A 15,424-nucleotide genomic window follows, 5' to 3' on the forward strand; every position below is an offset into this window, starting at 1 on the left:
GCCCCCGGGCCCGGCTCAGTGTGTGAGCTCGGCGAAGGCCTTCTCCCACCGGTTCGCGATCATGGAGATGTCGTAGTTCTCCGCCGTCACGAGGGCGTTCTCCGCCATCCTGCGCCTGCCCTCGTCGTCGTCGATCATCTTCAGCAGCCCCGCGGCGAGGGCGTCGACGTCGTCGGGCGGGACCAGCAGCCCGTCGTGGCCCGAGGTGATGATCTCCCTCGGTCCCCGGGGACAGTCGAAGCTGACCACCGGGACACCGCAGGCGAACGCCTCGATGATGGTCATGCCGAAGCCCTCGAAGCGGGAGCTGACCGCGTGGATGGACGCCTTGGCGAGCTCGCCCTCGATGTCGCCGGTCGGTCCCATGAACGTGACGTTGTTGTGCAGACGCAGCTTGACGGACAGCCTGACCAGCTTGTCCGCGATCCTGCCCTCGCCGTAGACCCGCAGCTTCCAGTCAGGACGCTTCTGGACCACCTGGGCGAACGCCTTCAGCAGCCTGTCGTATCCCTTGACCGGCACCAGCCGCCCGGCGGCCAGCACGATCCGGTTCTCCTGCCTGGAACGGGGGCGCGGGCCTCCGGCCAGTCCGTTGCCGATGGTGTACACCCGCGTCCGCGCCTGCCCGAGCATGGCCCGGTAGTCCCGCTCGTCGGCCTCCGTGAGGGTGACGACGGCGTCGAGTCTGGGATACCACTGCCGGATCTCCTCGAAGATGCCGGGCTGGTGCGCCTCGAAGTGCAGGTGCTCCTGGGCGATCGTCACGACCTTCCTGCGGGCGAACCTGGCGGCCATGATGTTCAGCCCGGCCCTGGTGGTGATGAGCACGTCGGTGCGCAGCCGCTGCAGCTCGCGCCTGAGCACGTCGTCGCTCCAGGCGGTGAAGGAGGAGTAGGCGCGCTCCTCCGGGTGGATCAGCGCGCTCTCCTGCGCGCTCAACCGCTCCGCCTTCTTCGTGTACGGCCAGCGGACCCTGGCCCCCGGACGCAGGTCGACCAGCGAGCGCAGCCTGACCTTCGGCCCCAGCGGCAGGAAGGGCAGATCGGCGTGCTGGAAGACGCTGATCACCTCGACGTCGTGCCGCTGCGACATCTCGGTGGCGAGGTCGAAGGTCGCGCGGATCGTGCCCCCCATGCCGTAGGCGTTGAGGATCAGGTAGGAGATCCTCATGAGCTCTCCTCCTCGACGGTGAGCGCGACGGCCAGGCTGTCGATCTCGGTGTAGTAGGGCCGGACCCTGATCCGCCCCACATGCTGGGCGGGGAAGCGCACCTTGGTCTTCTTGTCGATGACGTCGTCGAGCCGGGTGGCCAGCGGCAGCCGTACTCCGGCGACCTCCGCGTGGAGGTCCCAGAAGACGCGCCGCCTGGTCTGTCCCTCGGCCATCGGCGCGATCAGGACGCTTCCCTCGAAGCGCCGTCCCCCGAAGGTCGCGGGCCCGCTCACCGGCTCCGGCCCCTTCCTGGGCGTGGCCACGAGCCTGGCGGGTCCTTCGATCGGCTCGCCGTACGCGATCAGGCCCTCGACCTCGATCACGCCGTCGTCGGAGAGGACGCCGGTCACCTCGACGTACGGCTGGACCTCCCGGACCGACAGACCGAGGTTTCCGCCCGAGGTCCTGAAGGCCTTGATCTCCCGGTCACGTGGTGTCGCGGCGTAGGCGAGCAGTCCGTCGAGCGAGAACCCTGGATCGTCCGTCGCGAGGGGCTCTCCCCGGTGGGAGGCGAGCCAGACTCCCGCCTGCAGGCCGGTGAGGTCGGCGTCGGAGCGCTCCTCTCCTGTCGCGGCGTTCCGCAGGACGATCTCCCCCTCCTGCGGAACAGGCCACTCGACCCGCAACGTGTCGTCGTTGTTCACACGGCTGGTGACAGCTCGCCTTCCCCCAGGCGCTGTCACTCCGCGACGTGCTCCCATGCTGACCAAGAGTCCCCCGGTCCTTCGCTGCCCATCCCCGTAAAGCAGGACATTGTTCGGTAGGTTTATAACGAATGCATCGAAATTTGCTGTGAATTCTAACGATGCACACCTAAGCTTTGAGGGGAATTAGCCGGGAATGGTTCCCTTGGATCTAGGATCTATAGGAAGATGCGGCCTGGCCAGGGCAGTCCTGCCTTTTCACCAGGCGATACGCCTCACATACGGCTCCCGCACCTTCAACAGCACCCGATACCGGCCCGCGCTGATCGTCCCGAGCTCCGGCCCTCGCTGGACGAGAAGGTGCTCGCCGGAACCGTCCGCGCCGACCAGCCGGAAGCCGCCCAGCCCGTCCCGGTAGAGCACGCCGGTCTGCTCACCGTTCCCCGCGTCGAACGTCGCGATCTCGGTGGAACCGGGCACGGCCTCCGGCAGGCTCCCCTCGCCGCGCGAGGCGACCCTGCCCAGCGCCGCCGTGAACCGCAGGCCGTCCGCGCTGATCCGGACTCCGTGCAGCCCCTCGGGCGCGGCCGGGGAAAGACGAAGCTCGATCTTCCTGGCCGTGTCGAGGAGGTCCTCGCCCTCGGCCTCGGTGTCGAGCACCCACATCTCCGGCGCGTCGGACGCCAACTCCGCGGACGCTCCGGACCCAGAACCCGTCTCCCACCACAGCGGCGTGCGGGCGGCCTCGGCGGACCGCCGATCCTCCGGTGCCGACGTGGTGGACGGCCGCGCATCGGGCTCGGCCGCCTTCGGGTGCGGGACGGGTACCGGGGTGGCCGTCACCGTCGTCCCCGGACGCGGGCTGGCCTCCGTCTCTCCCCCGGCGTCCTTCGAGCTCCCGGGAAGGGGCGCCGGGGACACCGTCACGGTCACTATCGGCCTCGGCTCGGCCGTGACGCCCACGCTGGGCGCCGGCGCGGCCGCACCGTCCTTCGCGGGCGTCGGTTCGACGTGCACAGTGTCCGTCGGCGTCACCCGGGGAAGCGGGGCCCGCCTCCTGTCGATGTCCGTCGTGGGCAGGCGCTGGAAGGCGACCGAACGGCCGTCCGCGGTGAGCGAGACGCCCACCACCTCGCCGTCGCGAGGGGAGGCGAGCGTCCGGCTCCTGCCGGTCACCAGATCGGTCACCCCGAGCCGTCCGGCGAAGGGGCCGCTGATCTCGCACGACGCCAGGCCGTAGGCCAGCTTCGCGCCGTCCGCGCTGACCGCGAGTGAGGTGGGCGCGGTGCCCTTGGGCAGCGTGATCGGAAGCGTGTCGGCTCCCGCGACCTCACCCGTCCGGCTGAGCCTCACACGGAAGAACCGGGTCTCGCAGGCGCCGAAGCCCACCGAGGTGTAGAACGCGTCCCGTGCGGCCTCCACCGGGCCGAAGCTCCCTCCTGCGACCGGTACGGAGAACCTGCCGGTCTCCTCACCCGTGTCCGAACGGTGGAAGACGATCCCCGCGCCCTCACTCGTGGCGAAATACGCGGGACCGACCCCCGCGACCGGCCCGGCGACGCCGCCCTCTCCCCCCTGGGTGACGACCGCCGCCCCGGCGATCACACCGGCCACCGTCGCCGCCGCCACCAGCGGCACGACCCACGGCCTTCTCGTACGGCGCGCACCCCACCGGGCCCCGTCCGCACGACCCGCGCCCGGCGCGAAGGGAGGGACGTCGTCGACGGTCTCCCCCACGGCCCTGGCCGCGTCCCGCAGCCTGTCGACGATCTCGTTCACCGGTTCTCCCCCAGCAGACGGCCGAGCGCGTTCAGCGCCCGGTGGGTGGTGGACTTGACCGTCCCCCGGCCGATGCCCATGGCCTGGGCGGTCTCCTCCTCTGACAGGTCGGCGTAGAAGCGCAGCAGCAGCACCTCGCGCTGCCGTACGGGCAACCGTCGCAGGGCCTCCATGACGGCCCTGCGCTCGTCGCCGAGCATCGCCGCGGACTCCGCGGACCACACAGGCGGCTCGTAGGTCGCGGCGAACCAGGAGGGCAGCCGCCTGCGCCGCAGTACGCTGCGCGCGTTGTTCAACACGGCGCTGCGCAGGTAGACGAGGGCCTTCCCCGGATCCCGCAACCCGCCGAACCTGCGGTGGAGGCCGAGGAAGGCCTCCTGGACCACGTCCTCCGCGGACTCGCGGTCCCCGACCATGACCAGGGCCAGCCGGGTCAGCCCGAGCGCGTGCTCGGCGTAGAGCCCGCTGATCGTCTCAGCGGGCTCGGGTCTGCCTAGGTCCAACGTTTCGGCCTGCATGACCAAGAGACGCGAAAAGCGCCGCCGGGTTGCTCACGGCGGGAGTGATTTCGCGAAAAGCGACTTTCCCGAAAAGCGAATAAAAAGGGTCAGAGTCCCGGCTGCCGCAGCGAGATGGTCATCGCCTCCACGGCCATCTGCGGGTTGACGTTGGCGGCCAGCCTCTCCCGGCAGCGCATGATCGCGTCGATCCTGCGCAGGGTGTCCTCGGGGGTCGAGGATCCGGCGAGCCCTTCCAGCTCCGCCCTGCGGTCCTCGTTGGCCAGCTCCACGTAAGCCCCGAACTGCACGGCCAGCACGTCGCGGTAGAACGCCACCAGGTCGAGCAGCGCCGCGTCGATGACGTCGCGTTTGGTGCGGGTCGCCCGGGACTTCTGCCGGTCCTCCAGCTCCTTGAGCGCTCCCGCCCCACCCCGGATGAGCCCCTTGTTGAGCCCCTTGCCCGAGGATCCCTCACCGTAGATCTTCCGCAGCTCGGAGACCTCGGACTCGTTGAGCACCGAGGTGACCGCGGCCGCCTCCTCCTCCGCGGTCTTCACCAGCCGCTCGGCGGCGATGACGCACTCCGCGACGCCGGTGAGCGACCTGGGGATGGACAGCACCGCGTCACGGCGCTTGCGCGCCTCCTCGTCCAGCGCCAGCCTGCGGGCCCGGTCGATGTGTCCCTGGGCGGCCCTGGCGGCGAACTCCGCCATCGCGTGGGGCACGTTCTCCCGGGTGGCCAGCACGTGGGCGACCGCGGCGGTCGGCGGCGTGACGAGCGTGACCTGGCGGCAGCGGGACCTGATGGTGATCATCATGTCGTCGGGCGCGGGCGCGCAGAGCAGCCAGACGGTCCTCGGCGGCGGCTCCTCGATCGCCTTGAGCAACGCGTTCGACGCGCCCTCGGTGGCGCGGTCGGCGTCCTCGAACAGCACGACGCGCCAGCGTCCCAGCGTCGGGGCCCCGGCGGCGCGGAGGATGAGCTGACGGGTGTCCTTGATCCCGTAGGAGAGCCCCTGCGGGCGGACGATCTCCAGGTCGGGATGGGATCCGACGGCCACCTGGTGGCACATGTCGCAGTGACCGCACCCCTGGTTCTCGCAGAACAGCGCGGCGGCGAACGCCCTGGCCGCCTCTTCCCTGCCGGAGCCCGGAGGCCCGGTGAACAGCCACGCGTGGGTCATCCCCGCCCCGCGACCGCCCGCCAGGAGCTCGGCTCCCGCGACCGCCGCCCGGCGGAGCGTCGCAGCCGCCCGCTCCTGCCCCACAAGGTCATCGAAGACTCCCACGTCATCAACCTACCGCCGGGATCAGTCCCGGATGACGGGGATGGTCCCGGTGGCGTCCTCGGACTCCTCCGGCACCGGATCAGGCAGGATCTCGCGCACCCGGTCGTAGATGAGCAGCGAGATCTGCTCCTGGGCGAGCGTCCCGTCGACGACCAGGTAACGGTCGGGCTCCGCGGCGGCCAGCGCGCGGAACTCGCGGCGCACCCGTTCGTGGAACTCCAGCGGCTCCGACTCGATCCGATCGGCGGCGCCGCCCAGACGGGCGAGCCCGACGGACGGCGGAGTGTCGATGAGCACGGTCAGGTCGGGGACGAGCCCGCCGGTCGCCCACCTGTTGATCCTCACCACGTCCGCGGGGTCGAGCGCCCGCCCCGCGCCCTGGTAGGCCAGCGAGGAGTCGACATAGCGGTCGGAGATCACCAGGGATCCCCGGTGCAGGGCGGGGCGGATGACCTTCTCCACATGCTCGGCCCGGTCCGCGGCGTACAACAGCGCCTCGGACCTGGCGGACAGGCCCTGGTGCACGGCGTCGAGCAGGATCGCGCGCAGCCGCATGCCCACCTTGGTCGAGCCAGGCTCCCTGGTCTGCACGACGTCGAAGCCCTGGTCCCTGAGCCAGATCGCCAGCAGCCTGGACTGGGTGGTCTTGCCCGACCCCTCACCGCCCTCGAACGCGATGAACATCCCCCTCGACTGCTCGGCGCTCTCCTGCGTGGGGCTCTGGCCCCGCACCGCCGCGACCAGGTCGGCGAGGATCGACATCCCCCTGCGGTCGTCCATCTGCCGCAACGCGACGAACCCGACGACGGCGGCGAGCACCCCGCCGACCAGCAGCACCAGGCTGGAGCCGTCGAAGACGTAGACCGCCTCCCGCCTGAAGACGACCTCGTGCCTGCCGAACAGGCCCGCCAGCGTCGGCGTGACCGCGACGACCAGCAGCAGCGTGACCCGCGCGAGCGACTGCAGGAAGGAGAACGTACGGCCCCGCAGCCGGTCCTCGACCTCCAGACCGATCATGGTGTAACCGATGATCCAGGCGGTTCCCGCACACGCCCCGAGAAGCACGGTGAGCATGACGACGATCGCCAGGTTGTGGACGAGCGCGACCGCCGCCAGCACCACCCCGGCCGTGATGATCGACAACCCGAACAGCCTGCGCCTGGACAGCTCCCGCAGCAGCCTGGGCCCGAAGAACATGCCGGAGGCCATTCCGGCGAAGACCGCCGCGAACACCACGCCGTAGGCCGGGTCGCCGCCCCCGAGCTGCTGCACGTAGATCTTGGCCACGCCGACCACCGCGCCACCGGCCGCGAACGCGCCGAGCATGCCGATGATCAGACCCCGGACCAGCCTGTCGCCGCCGACGAACCGCCAGCCGTCGACGATCTGCTTCAGCACCGACGGCGTGGAGATCTCGGTGGCCTTCACCGTGGCCTTCGAGATGTCCTTGAGGGTGAAGATGATGACGGCGGACGCCAGGTAGGCGAAGGCGTTGACGAACAGCGCCAGGTAGGTGTCACCGGCCCCGAGGAACGGCACGAAGCCGCTCAGGAGCTCGTCGGCGACCGACAGCACCGCGAACAGCAGCGCGGCGACCGGGGCCGTGCCGTAGGTGACCAGGAGGTTGAGCTGGTTCGCCTCCTCCAGGCGCTCCCGGGGCACCAGGTTCGGCACCGTGGCGTCCTTGGCCGGAACCCAGAACAGGTTGACGCACTCGACGAGGAAGGTGGCGACGATGATCCACTGGTAGGCGCCGACCAGCGGGATCGACAGGACCAGCGCGAAGCGCGCCAGGTCGGCGAAGAACATCGTCAGCCTGCGGTCGAACCGGTCGGCGAACGCGCCCGCGAGCGGGCCGAGCAGGACGGCCGGGAGCATCTTCGCGACGAAGACGCCGCCGATCGCGAAGCTCTGGACCTTGTAGCCCGACCCCGCGGTGAGGTTACCCGCCAGGGCGGTCAACGCGATGATGTTGAGCCAGTCTCCGAGACTGCACACCGACATGGCCGTCCACAACTTGCGGAACGGCGCGTTGGCCAGCACGTGGGGAGGCTTGCGGCGCGTGGTGTTCCGGCCAGGGGTGGTCATGGTGTCAGCGTATCCAGGTGCTCGCTGGGCTGGGGAGAACACGGGGCCAGGCGGACATGCCCGGTCGCTCGTCGCACGAGGGTAGTACGTGGGAGCGGCTTCCCGCAGCGGACACCGGCGGAAAACCGGTCACCGCGCCGACGCCACCGGGCCCCGCCGCTCTCGCCGGGTCTCGCCGGACCTCACCGGGGCGCCACCGGGGTCACGGAGCCCGTCGGGGCGTCACCGGGGTCACGGAGCCCGTCGGGGCGCCACCGGGGTCACGGAGCCCGTCGGGGCGTCACCGGAGTCACCCGGACCTCCCGGCGCGGAGCTCCAGAAGGGTGATCTCCGGCGGAGCCCCCACCCGGACCGGCGGTCCCCAGAAGCCCGCGCCCCTGGTGACGTAGACCTGGGTGCCGTCCACCTCGCCGAGACCGGAGACCACCGGCTGCTGCATCGGGACGACCAGGTTGAAGGGAACCATCTGGCCGCCGTGGGTGTGGCCGGACAGCTGGAGGTCGACGCCGTACTCGGCCGCCCTGGAGGCCTGGACCGGCTGGTGGGCGAGCAGGACGGTCGACCGGGAGCGGTCCCGGCCGCCCAGCGTCCGCTCGAAGTCGGGGCCGTGGCCGGTCGCGGCGCCCGCGACGTCGTCGACCCCCGCCAGATCGAGCGTGGCTCCCGCGTGGGCGATCTCGACGCGTTCGTTCCTGAGCGGGCGGACGCCGAGCCCGCGAAGCTCCTCGACCCACTCGTCCGGACCGTTCGCGGTGTAGTACTCGTGGTTGCCGGTGACGAAGTAGGCGCCGTAACGCGACTCGAGGCTCCTGAGCGGTCTGGCCAGCGGGCCCAGCTCGGCCACCGTGCCGTCGACCAGGTCGCCCACGACGGCGACCACGTCGGCCTGGAGCGCGTTCACCATGCGGACGATGCGCTCGGCGTGTCCGACGCCGGTGAGGGGGCCGAGGTGGATGTCGCTCACCACGGCGAACCGCAGGCCGCCGAGGCGCGGGTCGAGCCTGGGCAGCGCCACGCTCACCCGCTCGACCACCGGGTCGCCGAGGGCGGTGCGGACGCCGGAGCCGACCGTGACGAGGGCTCCCGCCCCGGCGGCCGCGGCCGCCGTACGGGCGATGAAGAGCCTGCGCCCCATGACGCTCCGCCCACCCGCCGGCCCCGCCGCGGAGTCGTCGGAGCGTCCGGAGCCGCCGGGCCCCTCGCCGCCGGGCCCCTCGAAGACGTCGGCGTCGGCGGGGCCCTCGGAGGCGGGGGCTCCGGAGGCGGGGGGCCGGGAGGAGTCGGAGCCGCCAGGCCGGGAGGGGTCGACGGGGACGGAGGCGGAGGACGGGGAGGAGTCGGCGGGGACGGGCACTCGCGCGCCGGACAGGACGGACGCCCCCTCGACCGCCGGGGCCGACGGCGCGGCGCGTTCCCGGCGTTCCGAACGACGCAGGGCGAGCAGCGCCAGGGCCCGTGGGATCTCCAGAACCACCAGGAACACGAACAGGTAGAACATCACCGCGATCCAGAAGAACCCGGCCAGGCCAGGAAGTGGCCCCATCCGGCGCGGGATCCGATGAGCGTCGCGGGGACGAGCACCGCCAGCCCCGCCACGACCCAGGTGAGCACCCTGCGGGTCCTGCCGGGCAGCGTGGTGGCCCGGACGAGACGCCGCCACAGGTAGTAGTGGATCAAGGTGACCACCGAGACGACCAGCGTCACGAAACCCGTCGCCGCCACGGCTCGCCTTCCCACGCATCCGCTCGCCGTACCCGGCTCGCTCCGAAGAACGCCCGGAACCGCGAATGCGTTCCCCGCCTCGCCTTCTGAGCCTCGAACGCGCTTCCCGCCCGGACCCTGGAACGCGTTCGCGTGTTCCAGGGCCCGGGCGGGAGCGTCAGGCCTTGGCCTTCGCCCGCGGGGCGGGACGCTTCTTGGGCGCCGGGCCGCGGGCGCGGCGTTCGGCGAGAAGCTCGGCGGCGCGCTCGGTGGTGATGTGCTCGACCTCGTCACCCTTGCGCAGGGAGGCGTTGGTCTCGCCGTCGGTTACGTACGGACCGAAACGCCCCTCCTTGACCACGATCGGCTTCTTGGAGACGGGGTCCTCACCGAGCTCGCGCAGCGGGGGCGCCGCGGCGGCACGACCCCTGCCGCGGGCCTTCGGCTGCGCGAACAGCTCCTTGGCCTGCTCCAGGGTGACCGTGAACATCTCCTCCTCCGACCCCAGCGAACGGGAGTCGGTGCCCTTCTTCAGGTAGGGGCCGAACTTGCCGTTCTGCACCGTGACGACCTGCCCCTCGAGCTCGCCCAGGGTCCTGGGCAGCGAAAGCAGGCGCAGGGCGTCGTCCAGGGTGACGGTGTCCAGGGACATCGACTTCAGCAGCGAACCGGTGCGCGGCTTGGGGGCGTCGGCCTTCTTCGTCCGCTTCTTCCCCTCGACCGGTGGCTCCTCGGGGAGGATCTCGGTCACGTAGGGGCCGTAACGGCCGTCCTTGGCCACGATCAGGTTGCCGGTGACCGGATCCTTGCCCAGCTCCCTGTCGCCCGTCGGACGGGAGAACAGCTCCTCGGCCATCTCGGCGGTGAGCTCGTCGGGCGCCAGATCCTCGGGGACGTTCACCCGGGCGCCGTCGCGATCCAGGTAGGGCCCGTAACGGCCGACCCGGATCATGATGTCGGTGCCCCGGATCGGGAACGAGCTGATCTCCTTGGCGTCGATCTCGCCGAGCTCGGTGACCAGGACCTTCAGGCCCTCGTCGCCCTGCTCTCCGTAGTAGAAACGCCGCAGCTCCGGCACCCGCTCGGCGCGGTCGTTGGCGATGTCGTCGAGGACCTTCTCCATGTCGGCGGTGAAGTCGTAGTCGACGAGATGCCCGAAGTGCTGCTCCAGCAGGTTGACCACCGCGAACGCCAGGAAGGACGGCACCAGCGCCGTGCCCTTCTTGAACACGTAGCCGCGGTCGAGGATCGTGCCGATGATCGACGCGTACGTCGAGGGACGGCCGATCTCCCGGTCCTCCAGCTCCTTGATGAGCGAGGCCTCGGTGTATCGCGCGGGCGGCTTGGTCGCGTGCGCCAGCACGTTGAGCTCGGCCGCGGTGAGGCGGTCGCCCTCGGCCAGGTTGGGCAGGCGCTTCTCGGAGTCGTCACGGTCGGTCGACGGGTCGTCCGCGCCCTCGACGTAGGCCTTCAGGAAGCCGTGGAAGGTGATCGTCCGTCCGGTGGCGGAGAACTCGACCTGCTCACCCGAGCTGGAGACGCCCGCCACCTTGACGCTGATCGACTCACCGACCGCGTCCTTCATCTGGGAGGAGACGGTCCGCTGCCAGATCAGTTCGTACAGCCGGAACATGTCGCCGGTCAGCCCGGTCTCACCGGGCGTGCGGAACTCCTCACCCGAGGGGCGGATCGCCTCGTGCGCCTCCTGGGCGTTCTTCACCTTGCTGGCGTACGCCCTGGGCTTGTCGGGCACGTAGGCCGCGCCGTACAGCTTGATGGCCTGGCTGCGGGCGGCGGCGACGGCCGTCTCCGACAGCGTGATGCTGTCGGTTCGCATGTAGGTGATGTAGCCGTTCTCGTACAGACGCTGGGCGACCTGCATGGTGGACTTCGCGGAGAAGCCGAGCTTCCTGCTGGCCTCCTGCTGCAGGGTGGTCGTCCTGAACGGCGCGTAGGGCTTACGGGTGTACGGCTTGCGCTCGACCGAGGCGACCCGGTAGGCCGTGCCGGCGAGCCTGCCCGCCAGCGCCCGCGCCGCCTGCTCGTCCAGGTGGAGCACGTCGGCGCTCTTGAGCGTGCCGTTGCTCGCGAAGTCACGGCCCTGGGCGACGCGCCTGCCGTCCACGCCGGTCAGCGCGGCGCTGAACTCGCGGGGGATCTCGTCACGGCCCGTGTCGAACAGCCCCTGCAGGTCCCAGTAGCTGGCGCTGGTGAACGCCAGGCGCTCGCGCTCGCGCTCCACGACCAGGCGGGTCGCCACGGACTGCACGCGGCCCGCGGACAGCCGGGGCTTGACCTTCTTCCACAGGACGGGGCTGACCTCGTAGCCGTAGAGGCGGTCGAGGATGCGGCGGGTCTCCTGGGCGTCGACCAGCCGCAGGTTCAGGGCGCGCGGGTTGGCGACCGCCTCCTGGATCGCCCTCGGGGTGATCTCGTGGAAGACCATGCGGTGGACCGGCACCTTGGGGTTGAGCACCTCGCGGAGGTGCCAGGCGATCGCCTCGCCCTCCCGGTCCTCGTCAGTGGCGAGATAGAGCTCGTCAGCGTCCTTGAGCAGCTGCTTGAGCTTGCTCACCTGCGCCTTCTTGTCATGGTTGACGACATAGAGCGGCTCGAACTCGTGGTCCACGTTGACACCCAGGCGGGCCCACGACTTCCCCTTGTACTTCTCCGGGATGTCGTCGGCCTTCTCGGGGAGGTCGCGAATATGTCCGATGCTGGACTCCACGACGTAGCCGCGGCCGAGGTACCCAGCGATGGTCTTCGCCTTGGAAGGCGACTCGACGATCACCAGGCGGGTTCCGCCGGCGTTGCCGTTCTTGGCTGGCACGCTGCTTCCTACCTCGCTGTTCGCATTCGTTCCCCGTTCACTTCCACTCGGGTTACCCGATCTGGATCGGGCACACTCCCAAGTAAAGCCGCAAGGACGCACAATAAAGCCCTATGGGAGCCGACGTCCCCTGCCCACCCTCGGAGACTAATCGCTGTGCTGGACTACTCCTACTTGGTTCTCCATCTTCCGCGTGGCACCTCCCGGGACACGGCCCGGCGGATACTGACCGAACACGCAGAATACGGCGACTGGGAACTCGACCGTCTGCGACTGTATCCCGACGGCCGTCGTGACATCCGACTGCGTCGCAAGATCATACGTGTGACCAGGACGATGTGACCCCGGACATGGCTTTGCCCGTCCCGGGCCGCGCCCCCGGAACGGGCAAAGCTTCTCTGCCCCACAGGGCGATCGAAGATCACGATGTGCAGTGACGATCTTCTCGCGCCATGCGTGGAGCGCCTGTGCGTCTCCCTCGATGGATCGGAGGGGACATGTCTGGCGAGTTACTAACGTCTTACTTCCGGGCGAACCGGATACGGCGAGCGGTCACGAAAAGCGTGGCGGAGGCGGCGGACATGGCGCCGAGCACCAGAGCGAGCAGCGAGCCGGAGTTCATCCCGGTCACGCCGATCGGCTGGGCGGCGCTCATGAGGCCGACGGGCAGGGCGTTGCCGATGGGCGTCGAGGGAACCAGACCGGCGGTGGGAGCCAGCGGCGAGTCGCCCTTCTTCGGCGAGGACTGAGCGGAGCGGGTCGCCGCGCCGGGCAGGCCCGAAACCCCGGCCGCGTCCGAAACCCCGGCCGAGTCGGCGACGGCGGCCGGGTCGGCGACGCCCGGCACCTCGGGAAGCTCGGGCAGGCCGGCCGCGTCGCGCGCCTCGTCGGCCACGGGCAGCGAGGAGGTCCCGGAGGCGCCGGCCTGCTGGGCCAGCCCGGCCACGCTCTTGGTCGGGTTCAGCCCCGGGACGACGGGAAGGGTGGACAGCAGACCGCTGGTCCTGTGCTTGGCGGGGACGCCGTTCCACTGGCCCTGGCCGGCGGCCTGCGCCGCGTTGCGGAGCCTGCCCTGGCCCCCGCCCACGTGCGAGCCGCCGAGGCAGCCCGCGGCCGCGTCGCCCAGGGCGGCGACGGCGTTGCCGCAGGCGTTGATCGGCGCGGTGATCGGGATGAGGACCTGGTTGCCGCCGAGGACGGACGACCGGCCCGAGGTGGTGTTGCCGCCGACCCCGCGACCGCCGCCGTGCCCTCCGCCCTTGATGGAGGCGCCGCCCCTGCAACCGGCGAAGGCGTCGCCGAGGACGGCGACGGCGTTGCCGCAGACGTTGATCGGCGCGGTGATCGGGATGAGGACCTGGTTGCCACCGAGGACGGACGACCGGCCCGAGGTGGTGTTGCCGCCGACCCCGCGACCGCCGCCGCGCCCGGGACGGCCGGCCTCGACCGAGGAGCCGCCCTTGCAGCCCGCCTCACCGTTGCCGACCGAGTTGCCGCAGAGGTTGATCGGCGCGGTGATCGGCGCGATCACCTGGTTGCCGCCCCCCACGGAGAAGCGGCCGTCGGTGCCGTTGCCGCCCGCACCCTGCTGGGGCCCGGGACGCGAGCCGTGCCCGCCCGGGTGCCCACCGGAGTGACCGCCCGGGTATCCGGGCTTGCCCGGCCGGCCGGGCCTGCCCGGGCCGTTCTCGCCGGGAACCCCGACGCCGCCCTTGCAGCCGGAGAGCGCCTTGCCGAAGACCGCGGCCGAGTTGCCGCAGACGTTGATCGGCGCGGTGATCGGCGCGACCACCTGGTTGCCGCCGAGCACGGACGACCGACCCGAGGTGGTGTTGCCGCCGGCCCCGCGGCCGCCGCCCGCCCCGGTGACGGAGGAGCCGCCCTTGCAGCCCGCCACGGCGTCACCGAAGATCGAGACGGCGTTGCCGCAGGCGTTGATCGGCGCGGTGATCGGAGCGACCACCTGGTTGCCGCCCAGGACGCTGTGCGCACCGGTCGTACGGTTGCCGCCGGACCCGCCGCCGCCGCGGCCCGACCTCGTGACGGAGGAGCCGCCCTTGCAGCCCGCCCGGGAACCGCCGAGGACCGCGACGGCGTTGCCGCAGGCGTTGATCGGCGCGGTGATCGGCGCGACCACCTGGTTGCCGCCGCCCACGGACGACGTGCCGGAGGTCTTGCCGGGGACGCCGGAAGCGCCGCCCGAGTCCTCGACGGAGGCGCCGCCCTGGGACGACCCCGCCGCTTCGCCCGCGACGCCCACGCCGTTGCCGCTGATGTCGACCGGCAGGGTGATCGGCGCCTTGACCTGGTTGCCGCCGAGGACCGAGTGGTCGCCGTCGGTGTCGGCGAAGGCCGTACCGCTGCCCAGGGACATGACACCCAGTGCGAGCAGTGCTGCGGGAGCCGTGCCCTTAGCCCACGTACGCATGATTTATGCTCCTTGCGGTTCTTAGGGGGATACCTGACGTCTCGTGACCGGCACGAAGCCAGGCGGGATCAGCCGAGAGCCCGCACAGCGGAAGCCTCGACGGCCTGTCACGAGGAACTGGGAACTACAACTGGGAACTACTTCGTCGCTGTTGACATCGCTGCTGACGGAGCGACTTCCCGGACAGGGAACCTGCGCGCTCCGCGACCGGCCGGCCCGTCCTGAGTGAGCCAGAAGCCGATCTGTGAGACGAGATCAGTCAGGAGAGAAAGAGGGGTCGTCCGCCGCTGTGCGGACGACAGGGGGAAGGGCGCACGCCGACGCGACGCGCCGCGCCGTCACCCGCGGGTCGTAGACGAACCGCGTGACATCCCCCACACCCGGGCCCGAAGGGCCGGACCCGCCACTGGTCTGGGGCACGAATCCGTTGGCTCCAGAACTGTGGTCAGCGGTCGCGGGCACCGGGGAACCCGGCTTCGACTGGCTGGTGAGCCCGTCCACGCCTCGGCCCGCCATGGCCTCGGCATTGCCCGTCACCGAGAATCCGCCACTGTCCGTGGGGAAGACATCGGCCTCGAAGGCCGACCCGGAAGTGGCTGGGTCGGGGACGCCGGAGCCGGCCACTCCTGTCACCGCGGTGGTGTCCGCGGCCGCCGGAGCGGCGCCGAGGAGTCCGAAGACGACGGCGAGCAGCCAACCGGCGGCCAGTAGGCCGCCGATCGCGAAGGCTCGCCTGACGATCAGCCAGGCACCGGCCGCGAACCGCGCCATCCGGTCAGCCCGGGCGAAGACGGCGTCGTCAGCGGAAACGGCCACGGGCGCACGCCGAGCAGCGGGCGAGGACGCCCTCCACTGCTCATGCGACACGCGCACCACGTGACCTCCCCGAAGCTCCTGGCCGGGCCCGCCTTGAGGCAGGCCTCAGCCCTTCAACGGAAAGTTACGTTAGCAGC

The 15,424-nt window shown here is 70.9% G+C and carries 12 protein-coding genes; 1 reads left to right on the top strand and 11 read right to left on the bottom strand.

What is annotated here, in order from left to right; genetic code table 11:
- Positions 1 to 15: 15 nt before the first annotated feature.
- From PKF00_RS00605 to topA, 9 genes are all read right to left on the bottom strand, one after another.
- Complete coding sequence (locus PKF00_RS00605) at positions 16 to 1,170, bottom strand: glycosyltransferase family 4 protein (RefSeq protein ID WP_271215317.1); 1,155 nt, start codon at positions 1,168 to 1,170, stop codon at positions 16 to 18.
- Positions 1,167 to 1,856, bottom strand: coding sequence for a hypothetical protein (locus PKF00_RS00610; protein WP_271215318.1), 690 nt, complete (start codon positions 1,854 to 1,856; stop codon positions 1,167 to 1,169). Before PKF00_RS00610 ends, PKF00_RS00605 begins: the two co-directional genes overlap by 4 nt.
- A 258-nt stretch (positions 1,857 to 2,114) precedes the next feature.
- Complete coding sequence (locus PKF00_RS00615) at positions 2,115 to 3,635, bottom strand: hypothetical protein (RefSeq protein WP_271215319.1); 1,521 nt, start codon at positions 3,633 to 3,635, stop codon at positions 2,115 to 2,117.
- Positions 3,632 to 4,153 carry a SigE family RNA polymerase sigma factor gene (locus PKF00_RS00620; RefSeq protein WP_425582206.1) on the bottom strand — a complete coding sequence of 174 codons (522 nt, stop codon included), beginning with the start codon at positions 4,151 to 4,153 and terminating at the stop codon, positions 3,632 to 3,634. The genes PKF00_RS00615 and PKF00_RS00620 overlap by 4 nt, the downstream gene beginning before the upstream one ends.
- Before the next feature lie 89 nt (positions 4,154 to 4,242).
- Positions 4,243 to 5,424, bottom strand: coding sequence for a DNA polymerase III subunit delta' (locus PKF00_RS00625; RefSeq protein ID WP_271215321.1), 1,182 nt, complete (start codon positions 5,422 to 5,424; stop codon positions 4,243 to 4,245).
- A 21-nt stretch (positions 5,425 to 5,445) separates the two neighbouring features.
- On the bottom strand, positions 5,446 to 7,512 hold the full coding sequence (gene tmk / locus PKF00_RS00630; protein ID WP_271215322.1) for a dTMP kinase: 2,067 nt from the start codon (positions 7,510 to 7,512) through the stop codon (positions 5,446 to 5,448).
- A 289-nt stretch (positions 7,513 to 7,801) separates the two neighbouring features.
- Positions 7,802 to 9,055 (bottom strand): metallophosphoesterase, encoded by a 1,254-nt coding sequence (locus tag PKF00_RS00635; RefSeq protein WP_271215323.1) that lies wholly within the window; start codon positions 9,053 to 9,055, stop codon positions 7,802 to 7,804.
- A complete protein-coding gene (locus PKF00_RS00640; protein ID WP_271215324.1) occupies positions 9,010 to 9,234 on the bottom strand; it encodes a hypothetical protein in 225 nt (74 codons plus the stop codon). The genes PKF00_RS00635 and PKF00_RS00640 overlap by 46 nt, the downstream gene beginning before the upstream one ends.
- Before the next feature lie 157 nt (positions 9,235 to 9,391).
- Positions 9,392 to 12,043: a type I DNA topoisomerase gene (topA, locus tag PKF00_RS00645; protein WP_271215325.1), complete on the bottom strand. Its 2,652-nt coding sequence runs from the start codon at positions 12,041 to 12,043 to the stop codon at positions 9,392 to 9,394.
- 156 nt (positions 12,044 to 12,199) lie between these two features.
- Here topA and PKF00_RS00650 point away from each other — a divergent pair, with 156 nt between their 5' ends.
- A complete protein-coding gene (locus PKF00_RS00650) occupies positions 12,200 to 12,385 on the top strand; it encodes a DUF5703 family protein (protein ID WP_271215326.1) in 186 nt (61 codons plus the stop codon).
- A gap of 178 nt (positions 12,386 to 12,563) precedes the next feature.
- Here PKF00_RS00650 and PKF00_RS00655 read toward each other — a convergent pair whose 3' ends face one another.
- Together PKF00_RS00655 and PKF00_RS00660 are read right to left on the bottom strand one after the other, a co-directional pair.
- The gene (locus PKF00_RS00655) at positions 12,564 to 14,471 is read right to left on the bottom strand and encodes a chaplin family protein (protein WP_271215327.1); all 1,908 of its coding nucleotides are present in this window, start codon (positions 14,469 to 14,471) and stop codon (positions 12,564 to 12,566) included.
- Positions 14,472 to 14,726: 255 nt separating this feature from the next.
- A complete protein-coding gene (locus tag PKF00_RS00660; protein ID WP_271215328.1) occupies positions 14,727 to 15,287 on the bottom strand; it encodes a hypothetical protein in 561 nt (186 codons plus the stop codon).
- Between the last annotated feature and the right edge of the window lie 137 nt (positions 15,288 to 15,424).

It is taken from the genome of Streptosporangium carneum (assembly GCF_027922005.1).
In the GTDB taxonomy this organism is placed as follows: domain Bacteria; phylum Actinomycetota; class Actinomycetes; order Streptosporangiales; family Streptosporangiaceae; genus Streptosporangium; species Streptosporangium carneum.

Excerpts from the sequence above, each read along its gene's own strand:
- PKF00_RS00620 (WP_425582206.1), bottom strand. The coding sequence starts at position 4,153 with ATGCAGGCCGAAACGTTGGACCTAGGCAGACCCGAGCCCGCTGAGACG.
- PKF00_RS00605 (WP_271215317.1), bottom strand. The coding sequence starts at position 1,170 with ATGAGGATCTCCTACCTGATCCTCAACGCCTACGGCATGGGGGGCACG.
- PKF00_RS00655 (WP_271215327.1), bottom strand. The coding sequence starts at position 14,471 with ATGCGTACGTGGGCTAAGGGCACGGCTCCCGCAGCACTGCTCGCACTG.
- tmk (WP_271215322.1), bottom strand. The coding sequence starts at position 7,512 with ATGACCACCCCTGGCCGGAACACCACGCGCCGCAAGCCTCCCCACGTG.
- PKF00_RS00635 (WP_271215323.1), bottom strand. The coding sequence starts at position 9,055 with ATGGGGCCACTTCCTGGCCTGGCCGGGTTCTTCTGGATCGCGGTGATG.